Annotated in this window: 20 protein-coding genes; 10 read left to right on the top strand and 10 right to left on the bottom strand. The window is 69.4% G+C overall.

Features of this window, described 5'->3' with window-relative positions; all coding sequences use genetic code 11:
* Positions 1-37: 37 nt before the first annotated feature.
* Genes DYE23_RS01850 through DYE23_RS01835 form a run of 4 tightly spaced genes read left to right on the top strand, consistent with a single transcriptional unit; the run spans position 38 to position 2,833 of the window.
* Entirely contained in the window at positions 38-808 is a 771-nt protein-coding gene (locus DYE23_RS01850; protein ID WP_115326343.1) for a cobalt-precorrin-4/precorrin-4 C(11)-methyltransferase, read from the top strand.
* Positions 805-1,443 carry a 5,6-dimethylbenzimidazole synthase gene (bluB, locus tag DYE23_RS01845; protein ID WP_011891354.1) on the top strand — a complete coding sequence of 213 codons (639 nt, stop codon included), beginning with the start codon at positions 805-807 and terminating at the stop codon, positions 1,441-1,443. Before DYE23_RS01850 ends, bluB begins: the two co-directional genes overlap by 4 nt.
* Positions 1,444-1,467: 24 nt before the next feature.
* Positions 1,468-2,544 (top strand): spore photoproduct lyase family protein, encoded by a 1,077-nt coding sequence (locus tag DYE23_RS01840; protein ID WP_115326342.1) that lies wholly within the window; start codon positions 1,468-1,470, stop codon positions 2,542-2,544.
* Entirely contained in the window at positions 2,534-2,833 is a 300-nt protein-coding gene (locus tag DYE23_RS01835; protein ID WP_115326341.1) for a hypothetical protein, read from the top strand. Before DYE23_RS01840 ends, DYE23_RS01835 begins: the two co-directional genes overlap by 11 nt.
* A 3-nt stretch (positions 2,834-2,836) precedes the next feature.
* On the opposite strand, the gene DYE23_RS01830 is transcribed toward DYE23_RS01835, so the two are convergent.
* Positions 2,837-3,361: a bifunctional adenosylcobinamide kinase/adenosylcobinamide-phosphate guanylyltransferase gene (locus tag DYE23_RS01830; RefSeq protein WP_115326340.1), complete on the bottom strand. Its 525-nt coding sequence runs from the start codon at positions 3,359-3,361 to the stop codon at positions 2,837-2,839.
* A gap of 36 nt (positions 3,362-3,397) precedes the next feature.
* The gene (locus DYE23_RS01825) at positions 3,398-4,996 is read right to left on the bottom strand and encodes a PucR family transcriptional regulator (protein WP_115326339.1); all 1,599 of its coding nucleotides are present in this window, start codon (positions 4,994-4,996) and stop codon (positions 3,398-3,400) included.
* A gap of 80 nt (positions 4,997-5,076) precedes the next feature.
* Here DYE23_RS01825 and DYE23_RS01820 point away from each other — a divergent pair, with 80 nt between their 5' ends.
* Together DYE23_RS01820 and DYE23_RS01815 are read left to right on the top strand one after the other, a co-directional pair.
* Positions 5,077-6,582 (top strand): CoA-acylating methylmalonate-semialdehyde dehydrogenase, encoded by a 1,506-nt coding sequence (locus tag DYE23_RS01820; RefSeq protein ID WP_013470458.1) that lies wholly within the window; start codon positions 5,077-5,079, stop codon positions 6,580-6,582.
* 18 nt (positions 6,583-6,600) lie between these two features.
* Positions 6,601-7,983 carry an aspartate aminotransferase family protein gene (locus DYE23_RS01815; RefSeq protein ID WP_013470457.1) on the top strand — a complete coding sequence of 461 codons (1,383 nt, stop codon included), beginning with the start codon at positions 6,601-6,603 and terminating at the stop codon, positions 7,981-7,983.
* Here DYE23_RS01815 and DYE23_RS01810 read toward each other — a convergent pair.
* The 4 genes from DYE23_RS01810 to DYE23_RS01795 are packed head-to-tail and all read right to left on the bottom strand — an operon-like array spanning position 7,971 to position 11,830.
* Positions 7,971-8,702 carry a cobalt-precorrin-6A reductase gene (locus tag DYE23_RS01810; RefSeq protein ID WP_115326338.1) on the bottom strand — a complete coding sequence of 244 codons (732 nt, stop codon included), beginning with the start codon at positions 8,700-8,702 and terminating at the stop codon, positions 7,971-7,973. The two genes, DYE23_RS01815 and DYE23_RS01810, sit on opposite strands and share 13 nt — an antisense overlap.
* Positions 8,702-10,177 (bottom strand): cobyric acid synthase, encoded by a 1,476-nt coding sequence (locus tag DYE23_RS01805; protein ID WP_115326337.1) that lies wholly within the window; start codon positions 10,175-10,177, stop codon positions 8,702-8,704. The genes DYE23_RS01810 and DYE23_RS01805 overlap by 1 nt, the downstream gene beginning before the upstream one ends.
* Complete coding sequence (gene cobF, locus DYE23_RS01800) at positions 10,174-10,938, bottom strand: precorrin-6A synthase (deacetylating) (protein ID WP_115328834.1); 765 nt, start codon at positions 10,936-10,938, stop codon at positions 10,174-10,176. Before cobF ends, DYE23_RS01805 begins: the two co-directional genes overlap by 4 nt.
* Positions 10,939-10,960: 22 nt before the next feature.
* The gene (locus DYE23_RS01795) at positions 10,961-11,830 is read right to left on the bottom strand and encodes a LysR family transcriptional regulator ArgP (RefSeq protein ID WP_115326336.1); all 870 of its coding nucleotides are present in this window, start codon (positions 11,828-11,830) and stop codon (positions 10,961-10,963) included.
* Between the two features lie 180 nt (positions 11,831-12,010).
* Here DYE23_RS01795 and DYE23_RS01790 point away from each other — a divergent pair, with 180 nt between their 5' ends.
* On the top strand, positions 12,011-13,240 hold the full coding sequence (locus tag DYE23_RS01790; RefSeq protein WP_115326335.1) for a cytochrome P450: 1,230 nt from the start codon (positions 12,011-12,013) through the stop codon (positions 13,238-13,240).
* Positions 13,233-13,895, top strand: a complete 663-nt coding sequence (locus DYE23_RS01785; RefSeq protein WP_115326334.1) for a TetR/AcrR family transcriptional regulator — start codon at positions 13,233-13,235, stop codon at positions 13,893-13,895. Before DYE23_RS01790 ends, DYE23_RS01785 begins: the two co-directional genes overlap by 8 nt.
* A 138-nt stretch (positions 13,896-14,033) precedes the next feature.
* Here DYE23_RS01785 and DYE23_RS01780 read toward each other — a convergent pair whose 3' ends face one another.
* Positions 14,034-15,695 (bottom strand): alpha/beta fold hydrolase, encoded by a 1,662-nt coding sequence (locus DYE23_RS01780; RefSeq protein ID WP_011891366.1) that lies wholly within the window; start codon positions 15,693-15,695, stop codon positions 14,034-14,036.
* A gap of 98 nt (positions 15,696-15,793) precedes the next feature.
* Here DYE23_RS01780 and DYE23_RS01775 point away from each other — a divergent pair, with 98 nt between their 5' ends.
* Positions 15,794-16,492 (top strand): TetR/AcrR family transcriptional regulator, encoded by a 699-nt coding sequence (locus DYE23_RS01775; protein WP_115326333.1) that lies wholly within the window; start codon positions 15,794-15,796, stop codon positions 16,490-16,492.
* Here DYE23_RS01775 and DYE23_RS01770 read toward each other — a convergent pair.
* Together DYE23_RS01770 and DYE23_RS01765 are read right to left on the bottom strand one after the other, a co-directional pair.
* Positions 16,489-17,511 carry an NAD-dependent epimerase/dehydratase family protein gene (locus DYE23_RS01770; RefSeq protein WP_115326332.1) on the bottom strand — a complete coding sequence of 341 codons (1,023 nt, stop codon included), beginning with the start codon at positions 17,509-17,511 and terminating at the stop codon, positions 16,489-16,491. The genes DYE23_RS01775 and DYE23_RS01770 overlap by 4 nt on opposite strands.
* 51 nt (positions 17,512-17,562) lie before the next feature.
* The gene (locus DYE23_RS01765; RefSeq protein ID WP_115326331.1) at positions 17,563-18,372 is read right to left on the bottom strand and encodes a DUF5718 family protein; all 810 of its coding nucleotides are present in this window, start codon (positions 18,370-18,372) and stop codon (positions 17,563-17,565) included.
* Between the two features lie 85 nt (positions 18,373-18,457).
* On the opposite strand from DYE23_RS01765, the gene DYE23_RS31685 reads away from it, so the two are divergent.
* Complete coding sequence (locus DYE23_RS31685) at positions 18,458-18,592, top strand: hypothetical protein (protein ID WP_264032950.1); 135 nt, start codon at positions 18,458-18,460, stop codon at positions 18,590-18,592.
* Between the two features lie 76 nt (positions 18,593-18,668).
* Here the strand turns inward: DYE23_RS31685 and DYE23_RS01760 are convergent, their stop codons facing one another.
* Positions 18,669-18,965 carry a hypothetical protein gene (locus DYE23_RS01760; RefSeq protein ID WP_115326330.1) on the bottom strand — a complete coding sequence of 99 codons (297 nt, stop codon included), beginning with the start codon at positions 18,963-18,965 and terminating at the stop codon, positions 18,669-18,671.
* Positions 18,966-19,185 lie beyond the last annotated feature (220 nt).

Genomic DNA, 19,185 nt, shown 5'->3' with positions numbered 1-19,185 from the left:
CCCGCCTAAACTCCTACGCGATGAAGACTCCCACCCGATGAATCACCCGGTACAGTTCGTCGGCGCGGGACCCGGCGCCGCGGACCTGTTGACCGTGCGCGCGGCCCGACTGCTCGCCGACGCCGGGCTGGTGCTCTACCCCGGCACCTACCTCGACCCCGACGTGCTCGCCCACTGCTCCCCGTCGGCCGACCTCGTCGACACCGGGAACCTCGATCTCGGCGCGATCGTCGCGCGACTGGTCGACGGTCACCGCGCGGGTGTGGCGGTGGTGCGGCTGGTCTCGGGTGATCCGTCGGTGTACTCGGCGGTCTCGGAGCAGACCCGGAGGCTGGACGCGGCCGGGGTGCCGTGGCAGGTCACCCCCGGGGTGCCGGCGTACGCGGCGGCCGCCGCGCGGGTCGGACGCGAACTCACCGTGCCGCTCGTCGCGCAGTCGGTGGTACTGACCCGGACCCGCGCGCGGTCGACGCAGATGCCCGACACGGAGTCGCTCGCCGCGTTCGCCGCGACCCGCGCCACCCTGGTGCTGCACCTGGCGATCACCCGGATCCGGGAACTGATGGCCGAGATCGAGGGCGACTACGGGCCCGACTGCCCGGTAGTGGTGGTCTACCGGGCGTCACAGCCGCAGGAGATCGTGCTGCGCGGCACCGTCTCCGACATCGCCGATGCGGTCGAATCCGCCGGCCTGCGGCAGGCGGCGGTGATCCTGGTCGGACGTGCCCTGGCCGGTAGGCCCGACCCCGAAGCAGGCGAGAGCTACCTGTACGACGCGTCGCGGGACCGGTCGGGACGGGACCGGTGAGCGCCGAGACTGCCGCGCTGTACGACGTGATCAACCGCCGTCGGGACACCCGACGCGAGTTCACCGGCGCCCCCACCGACGACGAGGTCCTTGAGCGGGTGTTGCTCGCCGCGCACGCCGCGCCGTCGGTCGGGATGTCACAACCGTGGGACTTCGTGCTGGTCCGCTCGCCGGAGACGTTGCGGGCGTTCCGCGATCACGTGGCCGGCGAACGGGAGGTCTTCGCCGCCGAGCTCTCGGGCGAGCGCGCCGACGTCTTCGACCGCATCAAGATCGAGGGCATCTGCGAGTCCGGTCTCGGCATCGTCGTCGGCTACGACCCGACCCGCGGCGGCCCTGCGGTGCTCGGCCGCCACGCGATCCCGGACGCGGGCCTGTACTCCGTGGTCTGCGCGATCCAGAATCTGTGGCTCGCCGCGACCGCCGAGGGCCTCGGCGTCGGCTGGGTGTCGTTCTACCGCGAGGAGACGCTGCGCTCACTGGTGGGAATGCCCGACCATGTGCGGCCCGTGGCGTGGTTGTGCGTGGGCCCGGTGGCCGATCTGCCCGACGTTCCCGACCTCGAACGGTTCGGATGGCAGGCCCGCCGATCGCTGGACACCGTGGTGCACCGGGAGCGCTACCCGGAACCCTGATCCGGCACCGATCGTTGACCGTCCATGACTGCGACGCCCCTGGCGGAGCGCCTCCTCGACATCACCCGGATCTACCACGAGCCCGGCATCGAGGGGTCCCCGCGCGCTGCCGAGGTGCTCGCTCGCTTCCCGGACGCAGAGCGCATCGAGGTGCCGTCCCATCAGGCCATACCGGGTCTGTACGGCAACGCGGGCAACATCGCGGACTGGGTGCGGATCAAGCAGCAGGTGCTCGTCCTCGGCGAGAAGAAGAGCCTGACCGCACGGCGCAACGAACGGTCCAGCGACTGGATCGCGCCGTCCACGTCGAACGGCTGCGCCATGGCCTGCGCGTACTGCTACGTGCCGCGGCGCAAGGGCTACGCGAACCCGATCACGGTGTTCACCAACATCGAGGAGATCGTCGGTTACCTCGAGCGTCATGCCGCCCGCCAAGGCGTCAAACCCGAGCCGAACCAGTGCGATCCGGTGGACTGGGTCTACGACATCGGCGAGAACGGTGACTGCTCGGTCGACGCGATGGTGTCCGACAACGTCGCGGACCTCGTCGCCCTGTTCGCGCGACTGCCCCACGCCAAGGCCAGTTTCGCGACCAAGCTGGTCAACCCGGATCTGCTGACCTACGAGCCACGCGGCGGCACCCGCATCCGGTTCAGCCTGATGCCGGGCGAGACGTCGCGGCTGGTCGACATCCGTACCTCCGGGGTCGCCGACCGCATCGCGGCCCTCGATGACTTCGTCGAGGCCGGCTACGAGGTCCACCTGAACTTCAGCCCGGTCATCGTGCACGAGACCTGGCGCGCCGACTGGGCCGAGCTGCTGGAACAGATCGCCGACAACACCAGCGAACGCACCCGCCGCCAGCTCGCCGCCGAGATCATCTTCCTGACCCACAACGAGGGCCTGCACGACATCAACCTGGGGTGGCACCCCAAAGCCGAGGACCTGCTGTGGCGGCCCGACCTGCAGCAACCCAAACGCAGCCAGAACGGGCAGCTCAACGTCCGCTACCGGACCGGGTGGAAAGGACGCTGGGTGCGCCAGCTCACCGACCTGGTCGCCGAGAAGCTGCCGGACTGCCGGATCCGCTATGCCTTCTGACCCACCGAAGACCGATGACGGCCACTACGTCGTGATCAACGGGAGACGTTGGCGGGCAACAGATCCGGCGATCCCCGAGCAGCGTCGCGCCGAGTTGACCCGCATCCTGATGGCGTGGCGACGCGACGTGCGGCGCACCCGCGGCACCGACGGGGAGGCGGCGTCGCGTGCGGGTGTGCAGGCGGCCAAGACCGCGCTGGGCGAGCGGGGCTCGCCACCGTGGTGGGAGCAGAGCGACGCGCAGCGACGAGCCCGGTGGGAGGCCGACGTTCCCGAGCCGCCGCGCTGACGGTCAGAGCGTGAGAACACGCCCGGCGATCACCAGGTGGACCTCGTCACACACCTGCGCGACCCGCTGGTTCACGGTGCCCAGGAGGTCCCGGAACAACACGCCGGACCGGTGCGACGGGACGACACCGAGTCCGACCTCGTTGGTCACCACCACGGCTTCGGCCGCACCGGTCAGCGCGTCGCACAGGGCGGTCACCCGGATCTCGACCTCGTCGGTCGCCTTCCGGGAACCCTTGTCCCACAACCCGTTGTCGTCGAGAACAGCGGTCAGCCAGGTGCCGAGGCAGTCGACCAGCACCGTCCCCTGCGCGTCGCGCACCGCGACGGCGACGTCGGCGGTCTCGACCGTACGCCAGTGCGCGGGCCGGCGGGCACGGTGGCGGGAGACCCTCGCGTCCCAGTCGGGGTCGGTGCCGTCGGCGGCCCGACCCGGCGCGACATAGGTGACGTGCCCGGCGCCGGCGAGCAGCTCCTCGGCGTGGCGGGACTTACCGGAGCGCACGCCGCCGGTCACCAGGATCCTCACCCGGACATCCTAGAAAGCCACGCCACGGCGAGGAGTTCAGCCGCTGCCGGTGAGGCTGTCGAGCACCATGACCGCCACGTGCAGCGAGGTCATCGACTCGCCATCGTCCAGATCGACCCCGAGCGCATCCTCGATCCCCCGCAGCCGCTTGTACAGGGCGGGCCTGCTCATGTGCAGGCGCTCGGCGAGTGCCGATTTGTTGCCGGCCAGACGCAGGTACTCGCGCAGCACCGAGAGGCTCGACGGCTCGGCGCCGGCGTCGTGCACCAACAGCGCCTTGAGCTCGGTCTCCGCGAACCGCTGGATCCGCCGGTCGTCCCGCAGCAGCGCGATCAGGCCGCGCAGGCGGATGTCGGAGGTCCGGTAGAACTCACGGACGTCTCCTCTCAGAGACAGCGCGACCTCGGCGGTGTCGGTCGCCTCGGCGAGCCCTGCGATGGCGTCGGTGACCTCGTGTGCAGACGGTCCGAGCGCGACGACGACCCGGTCGGAGCCGTCGACCCTGCGGATCTCCGCGTGGATTCTGCGTGCCAGTGCACCGAAGGTCTGCTCGGCCGATCGCGTCCGCGAATCCCTCAGTGCCACCACAGCACCGACTTCTCCGTCACCGCGCAGCGAGAACAGCCCGGTGTGACCGGAGGCGTTGACGGTGTGCGCGACCGCGTCGAGGACGGCGACGTTGCGACGGTGACCGGCGACCGGGTCCCCGACCCGCCCCGGCCGCTCGACGCGCACGACGACCGGGAAGAACTGCCCGCCGCCGCGCAGACCGAGCGCCTGGGCGCGCGCCGCCACGTCGCGGTCGTCGACGACGCGGCCGCGCAGGACGTCGTCGATGAGCCCGCTCTGGGCCTGGTGCTGCAGGCCCGTGCGGTTCTGCTCGACCATCCGGTGCATCGCCAGCGCGGACGCGGCACGCTCCAGCACCGTGGACGCACGGGCGGCGTCGGCGGGAGCGTAGGGGACCACCAGACGGCCCCACTGCTCGAACCGCGGACCGACGTCGGTGGCCGACCACGGCTCGGCGTCGACACCGTCGCCGGGACTGCGCCGGGACCGACGCTCCCAATCGGCGAGCAATTCCGCCGGGATGCCGGTCGAGGCGACCAACGCCTGGTGCGAGAGATCCTCCAGCACGACGTGTTCATCGAGCAGTTTGGCGGCCGCGTCGACGATCCCGCTCAGCGAGGCCCGTTTCATGCTCAGATCGGTGAAGGTCTCGTGGACGCGGCGGTCGAACTCCACGACGTCGTACTGCTCGGCCACGATCATCCGGTGCACCGCCTCGGTGACCTCGACGAAGCGGACCGTTCGATGCAGGACCACCAATGCCAGATCGAGCTGTTCGGCGATGTCCCCGACACCGGGCGGCAACTCGGGCACGACCGTCCCGACCTCGACCACCACGCCGACGGCACCGGCGTCGGCCAGCCCGCGCAGGTACGTCCGCGGGGACCGGACCATCGCGGCGCCCGTCGTCAGCACCAGTTCCCCACCCTGCAGCAGGGTGGAGAGGTCCGCGAGATCGCTGACGTGGACCCAGCGGATCGTGTCGTCCCGGCGACAGGCGCTCAGCACCTCCGGCCTGCCCCGCTGCACCACGGGGAGCGCGAGCACATCGGCCAGCGTCAGCATTTACACAGTGTATTCGCGAACGGACAGGTCGATACACATCGTCACCCCGTCGGCACGCTCCGCCGTCGCAGAATGAGTGCATGGCTGAGACGATCTCGCACTGGATGAACAATGCGCCCTTCGCGGGCGCCTCGGACGCGACCGCGCCGGTGACCAACCCGGCCACCGGTGAGACGACCGGCCGGGTCGCGCTGGCCTCGGTGACCGATGCGCGGGCCGTCATCGACGCCGCAGCCGCGGCGTTCCCGGCCTGGCGCGACACCTCGCTGGCCAAACGCACCCAGGTCCTGTTCACCTTCCGAGAGCTGCTCAACGAACGCAAGGGCGAACTCGCCGAGATCATCACCAGGGAGCACGGCAAAGTCGTCTCCGACGCGTTGGGTGAGGTCTCGCGCGGCCAGGAAGTCGTCGAATTCGCCTGCGGGATCCCCCATCTGCTCAAGGGTGGCTACACCGAGAACGCCTCGACCAAGGTCGACGTCTACTCGATCCGCCAGCCCCTGGGGCCGGTCGGCATCATCTCCCCGTTCAACTTCCCCGCCATGGTCCCGATGTGGTTCTTCCCGATCGCGATCGCCTGCGGCAACACCGTGGTGCTCAAACCGTCGGAGAAGGATCCGTCGGCCTCGCTGTGGCTGGCGGCGCTGTGGAAGGAAGCCGGCCTCCCCGACGGGGTGTTCAACGTCCTGCACGGCGACAAGACCGCCGTCGACGAACTGCTCACCAACCCCGCGATCAAGAGCGTGTCCTTCGTCGGTTCCACCCCCATCGCTCAGTACGTCTACGCCACCGGCACCGCGGCGGGCAAGCGCGTCCAGGCCCTCGGTGGAGCCAAGAACCACGCCGTGATCCTGCCCGACGCCGACCTCGACCTGGCCGCCGACGCCATGGTCAACGCCGGGTTCGGCTCGGCCGGCGAACGCTGCATGGCCATCAGCGCGTGCGTGGCGGTCGGCCCGATCGCCGACGATCTGGTCGCCAAGATCGCCGAGCGCACCACGCCGCTCAAGATCGGTGACGGCACCAAGGATTCCGACATGGGGCCGCTGGTCACCCAGGCCCACCGCGACAAGGTCGCCTCCTACATCGACGCCGGCGAAGCCGACGGCGCCAAAGTCGTCGTCGACGGCCGCAATGTAGAGATCGGCGGCGGCAACTCCGGTCTTTCAGAGGGCTTCTGGCTCGGCCCCACCCTGCTCGACAACGTCACCCCAGACATGAGCGTCTACACCGACGAGATCTTCGGTCCCGTCCTCTCCGTGCTCCGCGTCGACACCTACGACCAGGCCCTGGAACTCATCAACTCCAACCCCTACGGCAACGGCACCGCGATCTTCACCAACGACGGCGGCGCCGCCCGCCGCTTCCAGAACGAGGTCGAGGTCGGCATGGTCGGCATCAACGTCCCCATCCCGGTCCCGATGGCCTACTTCAGCTTCGGCGGCTGGAAAGCCTCGCTGTTCGGTGACAGCCACGCCCACGGCATGGACGGCGTCAACTTCTTCACCCGCCAGAAGGCCATCACCACCCGCTGGCTCGATCCCAGCCACGGCGGCATCAACCTCGGATTCCCCGAAAACAGCTGACCGGCGAGGACTTTCGACATGACAAGCACGACGATGCGCACCCTGCCGACCGGCGAGGACGTCGACTCCGCCATCGACCGCGGTCGGCGAGCCTATGAACTCGACCGCAAGCACGTCTTCCACTCGTGGTCGGCACAGGCCCAGATCAACCCGATGACGGTGCTGGCCGCCCAGGGTTCGTACGTGTGGGACGGCGACGGCAACAAGCTGCTCGACTTCTCGTCACAGCTGGTGAACACCAACATCGGCCACCAGCACCCGAAAGTCGTGGCCGCGATCGCCGATCAGGCCGCCAAGCTCTGCACGGTCGCCCCGCAACATGTCAACGACGCCCGCTCCGAGGCCGCGCGCCTCATCGCCGAGCGCACCCCCGGCGAGCTGAACCGGATCTTCTTCACCAACGGCGGCGCCGACGCCGTCGAGCACGCGGTCCGCATGGCGCGCCTGCACACCGGCCGCTACAAGGTGCTGTCCCGCTACCGCTCCTACCACGGCGGCACCGAGACCGCGATCAACCTCACCGGCGACCCGCGCCGCTGGCCCAACGACCACGGCAACGCCGGCATCGTCCATGTCGACGGTCCGTTCCTCTACCGGTCGGCGTTCCACTCCGAGACCGAGGAACAGGAGGCCCAGCGCGCGCTGGAGCACCTCGACCGGCTGGTCCGGATGGAGGGTCCGTCGACGATCGCGGCGATCATCCTGGAGTCGGTGCCGGGAACGGCCGGCATCATGGTGCCCCCTCCCGGATACATGGCCGGGGTGCGCGAGATCTGCGACCGGCACGGCATCGTGTTCATCGCCGACGAGGTGATGGCCGGCTTCGGCCGTACCGGAAAGTGGTTCGCCATCGAGAATTTCGATGTCGTCCCGGACCTGATCACGTTCGCCAAGGGGGTCACCTCGGGGTACGTGCCGCTCGGTGGCGTCGCGATCAGCGAGGCGATCTACTCGAGCTTCGCCGAGCGCGCCTACCCGGGCGGTCTCACCTACTCGGGCCATCCCCTGGCGTGCGCGTGCGCGGTGGCGACCATCACCGCGATGGAGGACGAGGGCATGGTCGACAACGCCGCCCGGATCGGGCGCGACCTGCTCGGCCCCGGTCTGCGTGACCTCGCGGCCCGTCACCGGTCGGTCGGCGAGGTCCGTGGCCTGGGCGTGTTCTGGGCCATCGAGCTCGTCGCGAACCAGCAGACCCGGGAACCGTTGGCGCCGTACGGCGGTTCGAGTCCGGCGATGACCGCGGTCGTGGCCGCCTGCAAGGCCGGCGGCCTGCTGCCGTTCGCCAACTTCAACCGCATCCACGCCGTTCCGCCGTGCAATGTCACCGACGACGAGGTGGCCGAGGGTTTGCGGATCCTCGACGCGGCCCTGGCCGTCGCCGACGACTACACGGTCTGACGCACCCAGGCAGCAGCCTCGGCGACGGTGTGCACGGTGGGCACACCGGGCGCCCGGGCGGGGCGGCGCACCACGACGACAGGGACGCCGAGGGTCGCCGCGGCCGCCATCTTGGGCCAGGTGTGTTCTCCGCCTGAGTCTTTGGTGATCAACACGTCGGCGGCGTGCTCGCGCATCAGCACCAGCTCGCCGGCCAGTTCGTAGGGACCGCGGCTGGTCAGCAACCGCCACGCCGCCGGCAGCGGCGACTCGGGGGCCTGCACCACCCGGGCCAACACCGCATGGTCACCGAGATCGGGGACGAAGCGGTGCATCTCCTGACGGCCGACGGTCAGGAAGGGACGCGCGCCCAGTCGCGCCGCGGCGGCCCCAGCCTCCTCGTGGGTGTCCACCCAGTGCCACGAGTCCTGCGAACGTTCGGCCCAGCCGGGCCGCTCCAGGCGCACCAACGGTGTGTCCGCTTCCGCACAGGCGGCCACGGCGTTGGCCGAGATGTGTTTCGCGAAGGGGTGGGTCGCGTCGACGACCGCCGTGTAGTCCCTCACCGCGGCGCACAGACCGTCGACTCCGCCGAAGCCTCCGATGCGGACCTCACCGACCGGCAGGCGCGGGTCGGCGACCCGGCCGGCGAGCGACGACATCACGTCGATGCCGTCCGCGGTGAGGAGTTCGGCGAGCGCCCGGGCCTCCGCGGTGCCACCCAGGATCAGGACGCGCATCAGGGCGCTCCCGGGGGCAGGAACGGAAGCCCCGGAGCAGGACCGGTTCTGGCCAGTTCCAGAAGCGCGTCGACGTCGAGGTGGCGTTCGGCCAGATCTCCGAGAAGATCCAGACGGGCTTCCCGCGCGTCGGCGAACGACACCCCCGAGTGCGCGAGATTCAGTGCCTCACCGAGGAATCGGGACCGCAGTTCGTCACCTTCGAGGGCGCCGTGCCACATCGTCCCGAACACCTGACCGCGGCGCGCGCCGGCGAGGAACTCGTCGACGCCGTCGCCGCGGGTGATCCGCCCGTGGTGGATCTCGTAGCCCGTCGCGGGCGCACCGAGCCACTGACCACTCGGCAGCCGCAGTGCCTTGTCGGGCCCGAATGTCGTTTCGACGTCCAGCAGGCCGAGGCCGTCGACCTCGGTGGTGGCTCCCTCGACCCCGTGCGGATCGCGGATCACCGTCCCCAGCATCTGGAAGCCACCGCAGATCCCGAGCACCGGTTTGCCCGCAGCAGCGTGCCGGAGCACCGCGGAGTCGAGACCGCGTGACCGCATCCAGGCCAGATCGGCGATCGTCGCACGGGTGCCCGGCAGCACCACCAGATCGGCGTCGGCGAGACCGCCTGGGTGCGAGGCGAAGACGACGTCGAGCTCGGGCTCCAGACCGAGCGCGTCGACATCGGTGAAATTGCTGATCCGCGGCAGCCGGATGACCGCGACCCGGCGGGCACCGGACTGTGCCGACCGTCGGCCCTGCAGATCCAAGGCGTCCTCGGAATCCAGCCAGAGGTCGGGGTGCCAGGGCACGGTGCCGTACACCCGGCGACCCGTGAGACGTTCCAGATCGCGCAGCCCCGGCTCCAGCAGCGCGACATCGCCACGGAACTTGTTGACCACGAACCCCGCGATCAGTGCCTGATCCGGCGGCGAGAGCAGCGCGACGGTGCCGAAGAACGCTGCGAACACCCCTCCGCGGTCGATGTCTCCGACCACGACGGTCGGCAGGCCGGCGTGACGCGCCAGCCCGAGGTTCACGTAATCGCCTGCGCGCAGGTTGATCTCGGTGGGGCTGCCGGCACCCTCGGCCACGACGACGTCGTAGCGGCCCGCCAGATCGTCGAACGCGGCGTGCGCCGCCGTTGCCAGCGCCCGGCGCCCCTCCAGCCAGTCCGAGGAGGACACCTGACCCCAGGGGCGTCCCATCAGCACCACGTGGCTGCGGCGGTCACTACCCGGTTTGAGCAACACCGGGTTCATCGCAGGCTCCGGAGTGGCGCGCGCGGCAAGAGCCTGAACCCATTGCGCGCGACCGATTTCCGCGCCGGCGCCGTCGACGGCCGTGCAGACCATCGAGTTGTTGGACATGTTCTGCGCCTTGTACGGCGCGACTTTGACGCCGCGGCGGGCCAGCGCCCGGCACAGTCCGGTGGTGACCGCGGTCTTGCCGGCGTCGCTGGTGGTGCCCGCGACGAGAAGACCGGTCACCGTGTCCGCCTGATCAGGAAGGCGTCCATCACCCAGCCGTCGTCGGCGTGGGCCGCCGCGCGGGCGTCGGCGATCGCGGGCAGCACGTCGCCCACCCGACCTGCCACGAGCCGCTCCCCTGCCGCACCGAGATTGGCGCCCCACCAGATGGCCCAGTCGTCCAGTCCGGTGAAGTCCAGCCGGTCCGGTGCCGGGTTCAGCATCGCGACGATGTTGTCGAGGCCCGCGGCGACCGCCTCCTGCAGGCGGCGTCCGGTGGTGATGTGCACCGGTCGGCCCACCTCGTGCAGCACGATGCGGTGCCGGGCGGCCAGCAGTTGCGGTGCACTGATTCCGGGCAGCACGTCGAAGTCGACGTCGGTGTCCGGGCCGAGCAGGTCGCGCACCTTCTCGACGACCCGGATCGTCGAGTCGTACAGGGACGGGTCTCCCCAGACCAGGAACGCGGCCGTGCCCCCGCGGCGGCGCAGCACGTCCGCGTACTGGGCGGCGCGCGCGTCGTGCCAGTCGGCGACCGCCGACTCGTAGGCCCCGGTGCTCAGACCGTCGGACCGGTCGCGGGCGGGATCGCGCAGTCCGAGGACCTCGGCGCCCCCGTGGGCGCGCACGATCTCCCGGCGCAGCGCGAGCAGGGCGTCGTCCTCGCCCTTGTCGGCGGCGAGCACGTAGTCGACACCGTTCAGCGCGTCGGCGACCTCCGGCGTGACGTGCTGGGGGCCCATGCCGACACCGAGAATCCGGATCGTGACTGCGGCGGCCATGCAGCGATTGTCCCTGGCGCGCTCACCTGTCGCGGAGCAGCCCCGCCGCAGCCGCATCGACCGCCGCGGTCACCTGCGCGACCACAGCGCTGTCGAGCTTCCAGCACTGCCAGTACAGCGGCACATCGAGGTGCTGCTCGGTGATCGGCACGAACGACCCGTCGAGCAGCGCGATCGGGTACATCCCCCAGCCCAGCCCGGCGTGCACCGCCGCACCGAAGCCGGTCGCCGTCGGCACGTAGTGGGTGGGTCGCTGCACAGACCGGCGAAACACCTTGCGCACCAAGTGGTCCTGGAGTGCATCGTCACGATTCCATGCCAGCGACGGCGCCTTCGACGCCGCCTCGCGGGTGAACCCGTCCGGGAAGTGGCGCGCCACGTAGTCGCGGGAGGCGACCGGCACGTAGCGCATGACCCCGAGGGCGTGCACCCGGCAGCCGGCCACCGGTGCGCGTTCGGTCGTCACCGCGCCCATCACCACGCCCTCGCGCAGCAACCGGGCCGAATGGTCCTGATCCTCGATCCGCACGTCGAACAGCACGTGCGGCAGCCGCGTCAGCACCTCGGTGAACCACGTCGCCATCGAATCCGCGTTGACCGCGAGCGCAATCCTCGGCAGGTCCGCGGTGCCGCCGCGCAACTCGGCGAGCGCCTCGGCCTGCAGCAGCGCGGTCTGTGCCGCCAGTCGCAGCAGTGGGGCGCCCGCCGGGGTCGCCACGCAGGGCTTCTCCCGCAGCACGAGTACCTGCCCGACTCGCTGTTCCAGCGCTTTGATCCGCTGGCTGACCGCCGACGGGGTGATGTGCAGGTGGGCGCCCGCGGCGTCGAAGCTGCCGAATTCGACGACCGCCGACAGCGCGGCGAGGTGTGCGGTGTCGAGGTGGTCGGTCACGTGCCCCCCAACAACATGCCTGCGGACGGGCCACCATCCTCGCACCCGCATGCTGTGACGCGGTGTGGACATACACCCGATGCATCGATGTCAGACCAATTCGTCGATTCATCCACACTGCAGCCGCCGTGGTCATACGTTTCCATGCATACGTCAAACCTCCCGAGACGAAGGCACCCGATGACCGCCTCCACGACAGCACGCAACGTCTTCGACGCCGACCTGCCCGCGTTGACCTACGACCTGTCCTCGACCCCGGCAGAGGTGTGGCCGAGTCTGCGGGAGGCGCGGTCCCTCGCGCCGGTCGCCGTCGGACCGCTGGGCCCGGAGGTGCTGTCCTACGACTTGGCCCGGGCGATGCTGCGCGATCCACGGTTCGCGATCCCGCCCGGGATCAACCTCGCCGCCCAGGGCGTCACGTCCGGACCGCTGTTCGACAAGGTGATGTCCAGCCTGCTGTGCCTGGAGGGGGCAGAACACCAGCGGCTGCGCAAGCTCGTATCGAAGGCGTTCACGCCCAGGGCCACCGAACGGCTGCACGACACCATCGTCGCGGTCGTCGACGAGCTGATCGATCAGGTCGTCGACGCCGGTGGATGCGATGTCGTCGCCGACATCGCGCGGCCGTACCCGATCCCGATCATCTGCGCGCTCCTCGGAGCGCCGCGCGAGGACTGGCGGCTGTTCTCCCAGTGGGCGGAGGACGTCGTGCGGGTGTTCGGCTTCAGCGTCGACGTCGCCGCCCGCCAGGACCACGTCATGCGCGCATGGAACGCCCTCGACGACTACGTCGACGCGATGGTCGAAGACCGCCGCACGCGCCTGACCGACGATCTGATCTCCGAGCTGATCCGGGCAGAGGACGACGGCGACCGGCTGAGCAGCGCAGAACTGCAGATGCTCGCGGTGAGCCTGCTGATGGCGGGCACCGACACCACCCGCAATCAGCTGGCCGCCTCCGTCCAGGCGCTCGGGGAACAACCGGACCAGTGGGCCCTGCTCGCCGAACAGCCCGACCTCGCGATGCGCGCCGTGGAGGAGACGATGCGCCACTCCCCCGTCGTGTGCGGCACCCCTCGAATCGTCGTCGCCGACGTCGAGTTCGCCGGGTACCTATTCCCCGCAGGGACTTTCGTCTTCGTCAACACCTTCACCGCCAACCGCGACCCGGCCCTCTACGACGACGCCGAGCGGCTGGATCTGCGCAGGGAAGGGGCGCCGGCGATCCTGACGTTCGGGGGCGGCGTGCACTACTGCCTGGGCGCCAATCTGGCCAGACGCGAACTCGCCGAAGCACTTCGGATTCTCGCCGCCCGTCTGCCCAATCCGCGAATCAGTGGCGAAGCTCCGTGGAAGCCGATGCTCGGGATGACGGGCCCGACGGCGCTGGAGCTCGAGTTCGGTGCGTAGCCGGGGCTGGTCGGGCCAGTGGCCCGCCTCCGACGAGGAGGCGATCGCCCGAATTCTCGATGCCGCAGACGAACTCGTCGCCGCGGATGCCTCGGTCCTGCGCATCGCCGATGTCGCCAGGGCACTCGGTGTCACCCGCCAGACCGTGTACCGCTACTTCCCCCACCCGGAGGCGATCCGGCTCGCGTGCGCGATGCGCGCTGCCGACGGCTTCTTCGACCGGCTCGCCAAACAGGTCGGCGGCATGACGGATCCGGTCGCGGTGATGGTCGAATGCGTGGCCTCCGCCGTGGAACGGCTGGCCGGAGATCCCCAGTTCGAAGTGCTGGTCACCGCCCGTCGCCACGGTGCGCGCGCGGTGTCGCTGACCTCCGACACGGCCCTCACGTTCGCGCGCACCATCCTGCACCGCTTCGACATCGATTGGGAGCAGCACGGATTCGACACCGCAGGGCTGGACCGGCTCGCCGAATTGAGCATCAGGACGGTCCACTCGATCCTGGTCGATCCGGGTGACCCGGCGCGTGAAGGCGCTGAGTTGCGCAGGTTCGTCGCGGGCTGGCTCGGGCCGGCGATCCTCTACCCGCGGCTCGCACGGGCGGTCGACGCGATCACCGCACCAGGGGTCAGCCCAGCGTCGCCGATGCGCTGCTGATCACGTCCACCGGGCCACGGCCGAACACACCTGGTCGGCACCGTTGCTCAGGACCGATCCTGGCCGACGGGTTGGCGAGCGCGTGAAATTCCATCCTCCCGGGGCGTACCGCCCCGTACTGCCGGCAACCCAGAGCGGTCACCCTGTCGGCTGCAGGTCGTATCCCCGTAGTGGTTCGTAGACGAACAAATGACGCCCCGCGAAGTCGAACACTGCGGTCAGGGCCGCGTCGAGCAGCGGTGGCCACACCGGGCGGGCCGGTTCACCGAGTGGCAGCACCACCGCAGTCGCGGTTCCCGACGGTGTGACGACCGCAACGACGTCACCTGGGGACCCGTAGACACCGGCCGCGGTTCCTGCGAAAAGATCGTCAACCCAGCCGATGGTGATCTCAGAGGCCGCATCGACATTGCGCCGCAGCGAGAAGCCCGCGACGACGTACTCGCCGAACTGGACGAGCGGATTTCCGCCTTCCATGTAGTCGATATGAAGGCCGCCCTGGAGACCCACGCCGTTGAACCTGCCGGGGCGTGCGAGTTGAAGCTTGTCAGCCATGTCTCCGCCCCGACTCCAGAAGTAGCGTTCGGAGGAGATCAGATACACCGGCCGATCGCTGCTGCCGCGCAACTTCGCCAGCGCCGACCCGACCAGGCGCGACCCCGCGGGCTCCACACCGTCGAGCATCACGATCCCGGTGAGTGCGTCGATCGCGCCGTTGTCGGCCATGAATCCTGCTGCGCTGGTGACCAGCGAGCCGCCGGCGGAATGCCCGACAAGGACGAACTTCTCAGGCAGTCTCACTACGTAACCGGCTGCCGCACTGGCGCTTTGCGTCAGGGCAGGACGATCGCCGGCGAACAGGTCGGCCACGGCGCGGTGCATGGTCGATCCGCCGACCCACGCGGCGTCGGCGGCGAAGAAGTTCGACGTCAGCGACGGCGCGACGACAATCGCTCCGGTGCGCTCGGCGAGCCGTGCCGCGGTGTAGCTGTACAGGGGACCGCTTGCGAGGAAACCGTGCTGCAGATAAACCAACCGCGTGGCACTGTCGAGTTGGCCCGACGAGTATTCCTCCGGGAAGTACCAGTCCGCCTGGACGGACCTGCCGCCGCCGATCGGCAGGGTCAGCGACGAGGTCCGCACCGTCACCGTGCTGTTCGGAGGCAGGACCGGTGGCCCGTCGATGACCTGGATGAAACCGACGAGCAGGTTCAGCACCAGCGAACCGACGACGTTCAGCAGCGTCGGTCTGCGGTCGCCGGCCTCGGAGGCTCGATTAGCTTCGGTCGCTTCGACCGTCGCGATGGGCACGATTGCCGCCCCCGGGGCCGTGGTGTCGATGTCCGTGTCCGGGACCGGATCGGTGGGTGTGGACTCAGAGCGCTCCGCCGGGACCACGGTCGAGGTCTCCGGCGGCGCTTCGGGAAGAGGGTCGATCTGCGTGGTCTCGGTCAAGGCACGTTCAGTGTCCGCAGCTTCTTCCGGCGTCTCGGGGTCTTCGGCCGCTTCGGCGTCGGGTGAGTCGAGAATCATCCTGTCGCCCTGCGGCTTTCTCGGCTTGCGCGGCGCCTCGTCGGTGTCCGACCCGGCTTTGCGGTCCGTACGCTCGGGTCCACTCGCGTCATCAGCCTCTGCGGCCCGGTCGTCGCCGTCCGCAGGCTTCGCACTGGACCGCACCGTGGTCTCCGTACCCCCGCCGTCCGGCTCGGCCGAGACGGCCGGAGCGGCGATGAGCAGCAGGCCCGATATCGCCGCGGCGGCGGAAGCGGACAGGAGCAGGCGTGCCCGTCGGTGTGCCATCGACTGCTCCTCGCACGATATTTAGACAAATGACGCGGTTTGTTTATTTATAGGTGCACCGCGCGCGGAAGACAAGAGGCGGCATACTGTGGAGCGCGATGGCAGAGGCTGATTCCGAACCCTTCGCACCGTCGGCATCCGGCCGATCGACCTCGCCGGCCCGACGCCGGGGACGGCCCGTCGGCGGCGGCAACACCTCGGATCAGGCCCGGACGGTGCTCATGGACGCGGCGGAGCGATCGATACTCCGTCGGGGATTCCAGGCGTCGACGATGGAGCTCGTCGCCCGCGAAGCCGGATACTCCCGTGCTGCGATATACCGGCATTTCCCGAGTCGTCGCCTCCTACTCGAGGCTCTGGTAGAGCGCAAGACCCGCAGGCACCAGACCGAAATCAGCGCCCGCCTGACCGAAAATGCAAGCTTGGCAGACCTTCTCACCGAAGGGCTGGTCATCGTCGCCACCGAGCTGATCCACGACCCGCTGCTGCGGACGCTATCCGAGCAGACCGACGAGGGCACCGTCGCCCACCTGGTCGCCGGAGCCGCGCGGATTCCCGAACAGGTGGAGCAACTGATCGCCGCGACGGACGGCGGTGAGTCCGAAGAGATCTTTCGCCCCGGCGTCGAAGCCGGAGATGTCGGCCAGTTCCTGATCACGGCCGCCCTGACGATGCTGCTCGGTGTCATCCCCGGGATCGAGGACCCCGAGACCGCGCGCCGGTATGTCCGAACGTTCGTCCTTCCTGCGATCCTCGCCGATCCGCCTGCGCCCCAACAGGTCTTCAGGCCACGCTAGACGCCGGCCTGCTGTCGCTGCACGTAATGTTCCGCGGCGCGCGCGATGAACCCTTCGGTGGGCTTCGGAGTCCAGCCGAGCTCACGGGTCGCCTTGGCGTGGCTCGCCGGCGACGTGTGCGCGAGCAGGAACGCACTCTGCCGGCTCATCGGAACCTGCACGGGCAGAACCGATCCGATCGCATCAGCCAGGTACGCGAAGCCGTACACCACAGCCATCGGGATGCCGATCCGCGGCCGGCGCGCCCCCACCGCGTCGGCGGCCGTCGTCACCAGCTCACGATGGGTCATGAACCGCTCGGAGGCGATGTAGCGCTCCCCGACGCGACCCCGCACCGACGCGCGCAGCATCGCGTCGGCGGCATCGTCGATGCCGACGACCTCGGATCCGACCCCACGGACGTAGAACGGCATCTTCCCCAGCGCCGCCATCTGCACGAACATGCCCTGGCGCGGCTGCCAGTCCGGCGGGCCGTAGGGATTCGAGACGTTGACCACGACCGCCGGAACACCACGCTCGGCGGCGTACGAGAGCACCAATTGTTCTGCGGCGCGGCGTGACTCGATGTAGCTTCCGGCGCGCTCGGCCCAGTTGAACGGGGTGTCCTCGTCGACCTGCTCCCCGTCAGCCCCGACGGCGATCGTGCCGATGGTGCTCAGGAACACGAACTTGTCCAGGTTCGCGTCGGCCGCCACGTCGAGAACCTTCCGCAGACCTTCGACGTTCGTCGCGAACAGCGGCGCCGGGTCCTTCAGTTCGGCCCTGGTGTCGACGATGCAGTAATAGACCACGTCACGGTCGGCCATCGCCTTGGCGGCCGTCGCGGGATCGAACGGATCGCCCAGCCGCCGGTCGATGTCGGCACCGTCGATGCCGCGGGTGGAGCTCGTCGGGCGCAGCAGGACCCGCACATCGGCGCCTCCGGCCGCAAGATGACGGGTCACGCACGCCCCGACGTTGCCGCTCGCGCCCATCACCAGGGCCCGCTGGCCCGCCACTGTCACATCGTCGCTCGTCATGTCAGCGACATGGTAACCGCGACGGCTACCGTAAGAACGACAGTTCGGGAACTACCGCACGTGCTGGCGCAACTCCGCCGCGGCATCGGACGCGGTGTCGTACACCCGCACGATCGCCTGGTCGCCCTTCTTGAGGAACGTCGACTCCCCCAACGGCGTGTAGCGCGTGGCCCCGATGCCGATCAGCACGTTCTCGGGGTGTCCGCAGGCGACCATCAGGGCACCGACGTCCTCCAGTGGGGTGTCCGGTGAGCCCTTCTGGTTGGCGAGCCGTTCGACGATCCAGTCGAGCAGCACCTCGCCGTAGTACGAATAGCCGATCAGGGGGCTGTCGACGCCGTACTCGCGCTCCTCGCCGTCGCTGTCGAGGAAACAGACCAGCCGCAGCGAGGCGGTCGGACCGTCCGGCGTGAGGTCGGAGATGTCGAAGAACTCCGGGGACACGCCTTTCGACGACGGGCCCCAGTTCTTCTTGTGGCTGATCTTCGGCGCGCCGGGCCTGCGGATCGAGCAGTCGTTGAACGCACCCAGCGCGAACGGCTGCAGCGTCACGACCGTGTCGCCGTCCCACACCACGCGGCAGACCAGCCCGACCTCGGGCTCGATCTGCAGATTCAGCGGTCCGGAGAACTCCGGACTCTCGGCCGGGAGCACGATTGCGTCGTTGGACAGCGGAAACTCGCCGAGAAACGTGTCCGAGCCGGGCGCGTACCACGGGAAGATGCCCTTCGGTGCGGTGCCCTCACTGGCCACGTTGACGAAATCGACGGCTTCACCTGCCTGTTCGAGATGGCCCGCAAAGTTGCCCGCGACGCCGAAACCGAACCAGGAGCGCATCTCGCTCAGGGGAATCTCGATCACGAGCAGCAGCGTACGCCCCGGCCGACGTCTGATTCACCGACGATCGGGGTACCCGGTGCGACGACAGAACGGAGGCCACATCACCATGGGCAGACACTCGAAGGACGAGTCGACCGAAGCGCACGATCCGACCCCGCCCGGCCCCGCCGACCACGGCCGCGAGGGCGGTATGGCGACACGTGAGGTCGCCCCGGAGGTCGCCGAACCCGACGAGGACTGAGTCGACCGACGATCACCACACGACGAAGGCGCGGCGTCCCCAGGGGGCGCCGCGCCTTCGTCGTGTGTGCTCAGCGCTACGGGTAATTGAGGCCGCAGTCGACCTCCATCACCACCGTGTTGGCCTCGCCGCCTTCGGTGGTGTTGACGACGTCGCAGTTCGCCAGCATTCCGTTGTCGTTGCCGATGACCTGGACACTCTTACCTTCGGCTCGCAGCGCGGCCACCTCGTCGGCGGCGGATGGCGCCTCCGCGGCCGTGCCGTCCACCACAGGGGCCGGATCCTCGGGTTCGGCCGACGCGACACCGGACAGTCCCAGTGCCAACGCGGCCGCTGCCGATCCGACGCCGGCCACGAACAGGGAACGATTCATGACACACCTCTTCTGGATTCGGTTGGGGCGCAACAGGACTGTGCGTACGAGCGGTGTACGCACCGAGCGCGCCTCGCAGTACGGGTTCCCCTGCTCCGGCCCTCCTAACCTCCGAATCCGACCCGGGACCAATGGCCCTGGCGCCGCGACCGTCGATCCTTCGAGAATGGAACGCGGCGAGCCGTGCTGCGCGTCGGGGGCAGTTCCCCTACGGACCGGC

It is taken from the genome of Mycolicibacterium gilvum (genome assembly GCF_900454025.1).
Taxonomy (GTDB): domain Bacteria; phylum Actinomycetota; class Actinomycetes; order Mycobacteriales; family Mycobacteriaceae; genus Mycobacterium; species Mycobacterium gilvum.
Note: the sequence above shows the minus strand (reverse complement) of the source record. Positions and strands in the feature narration are given on the sequence as shown.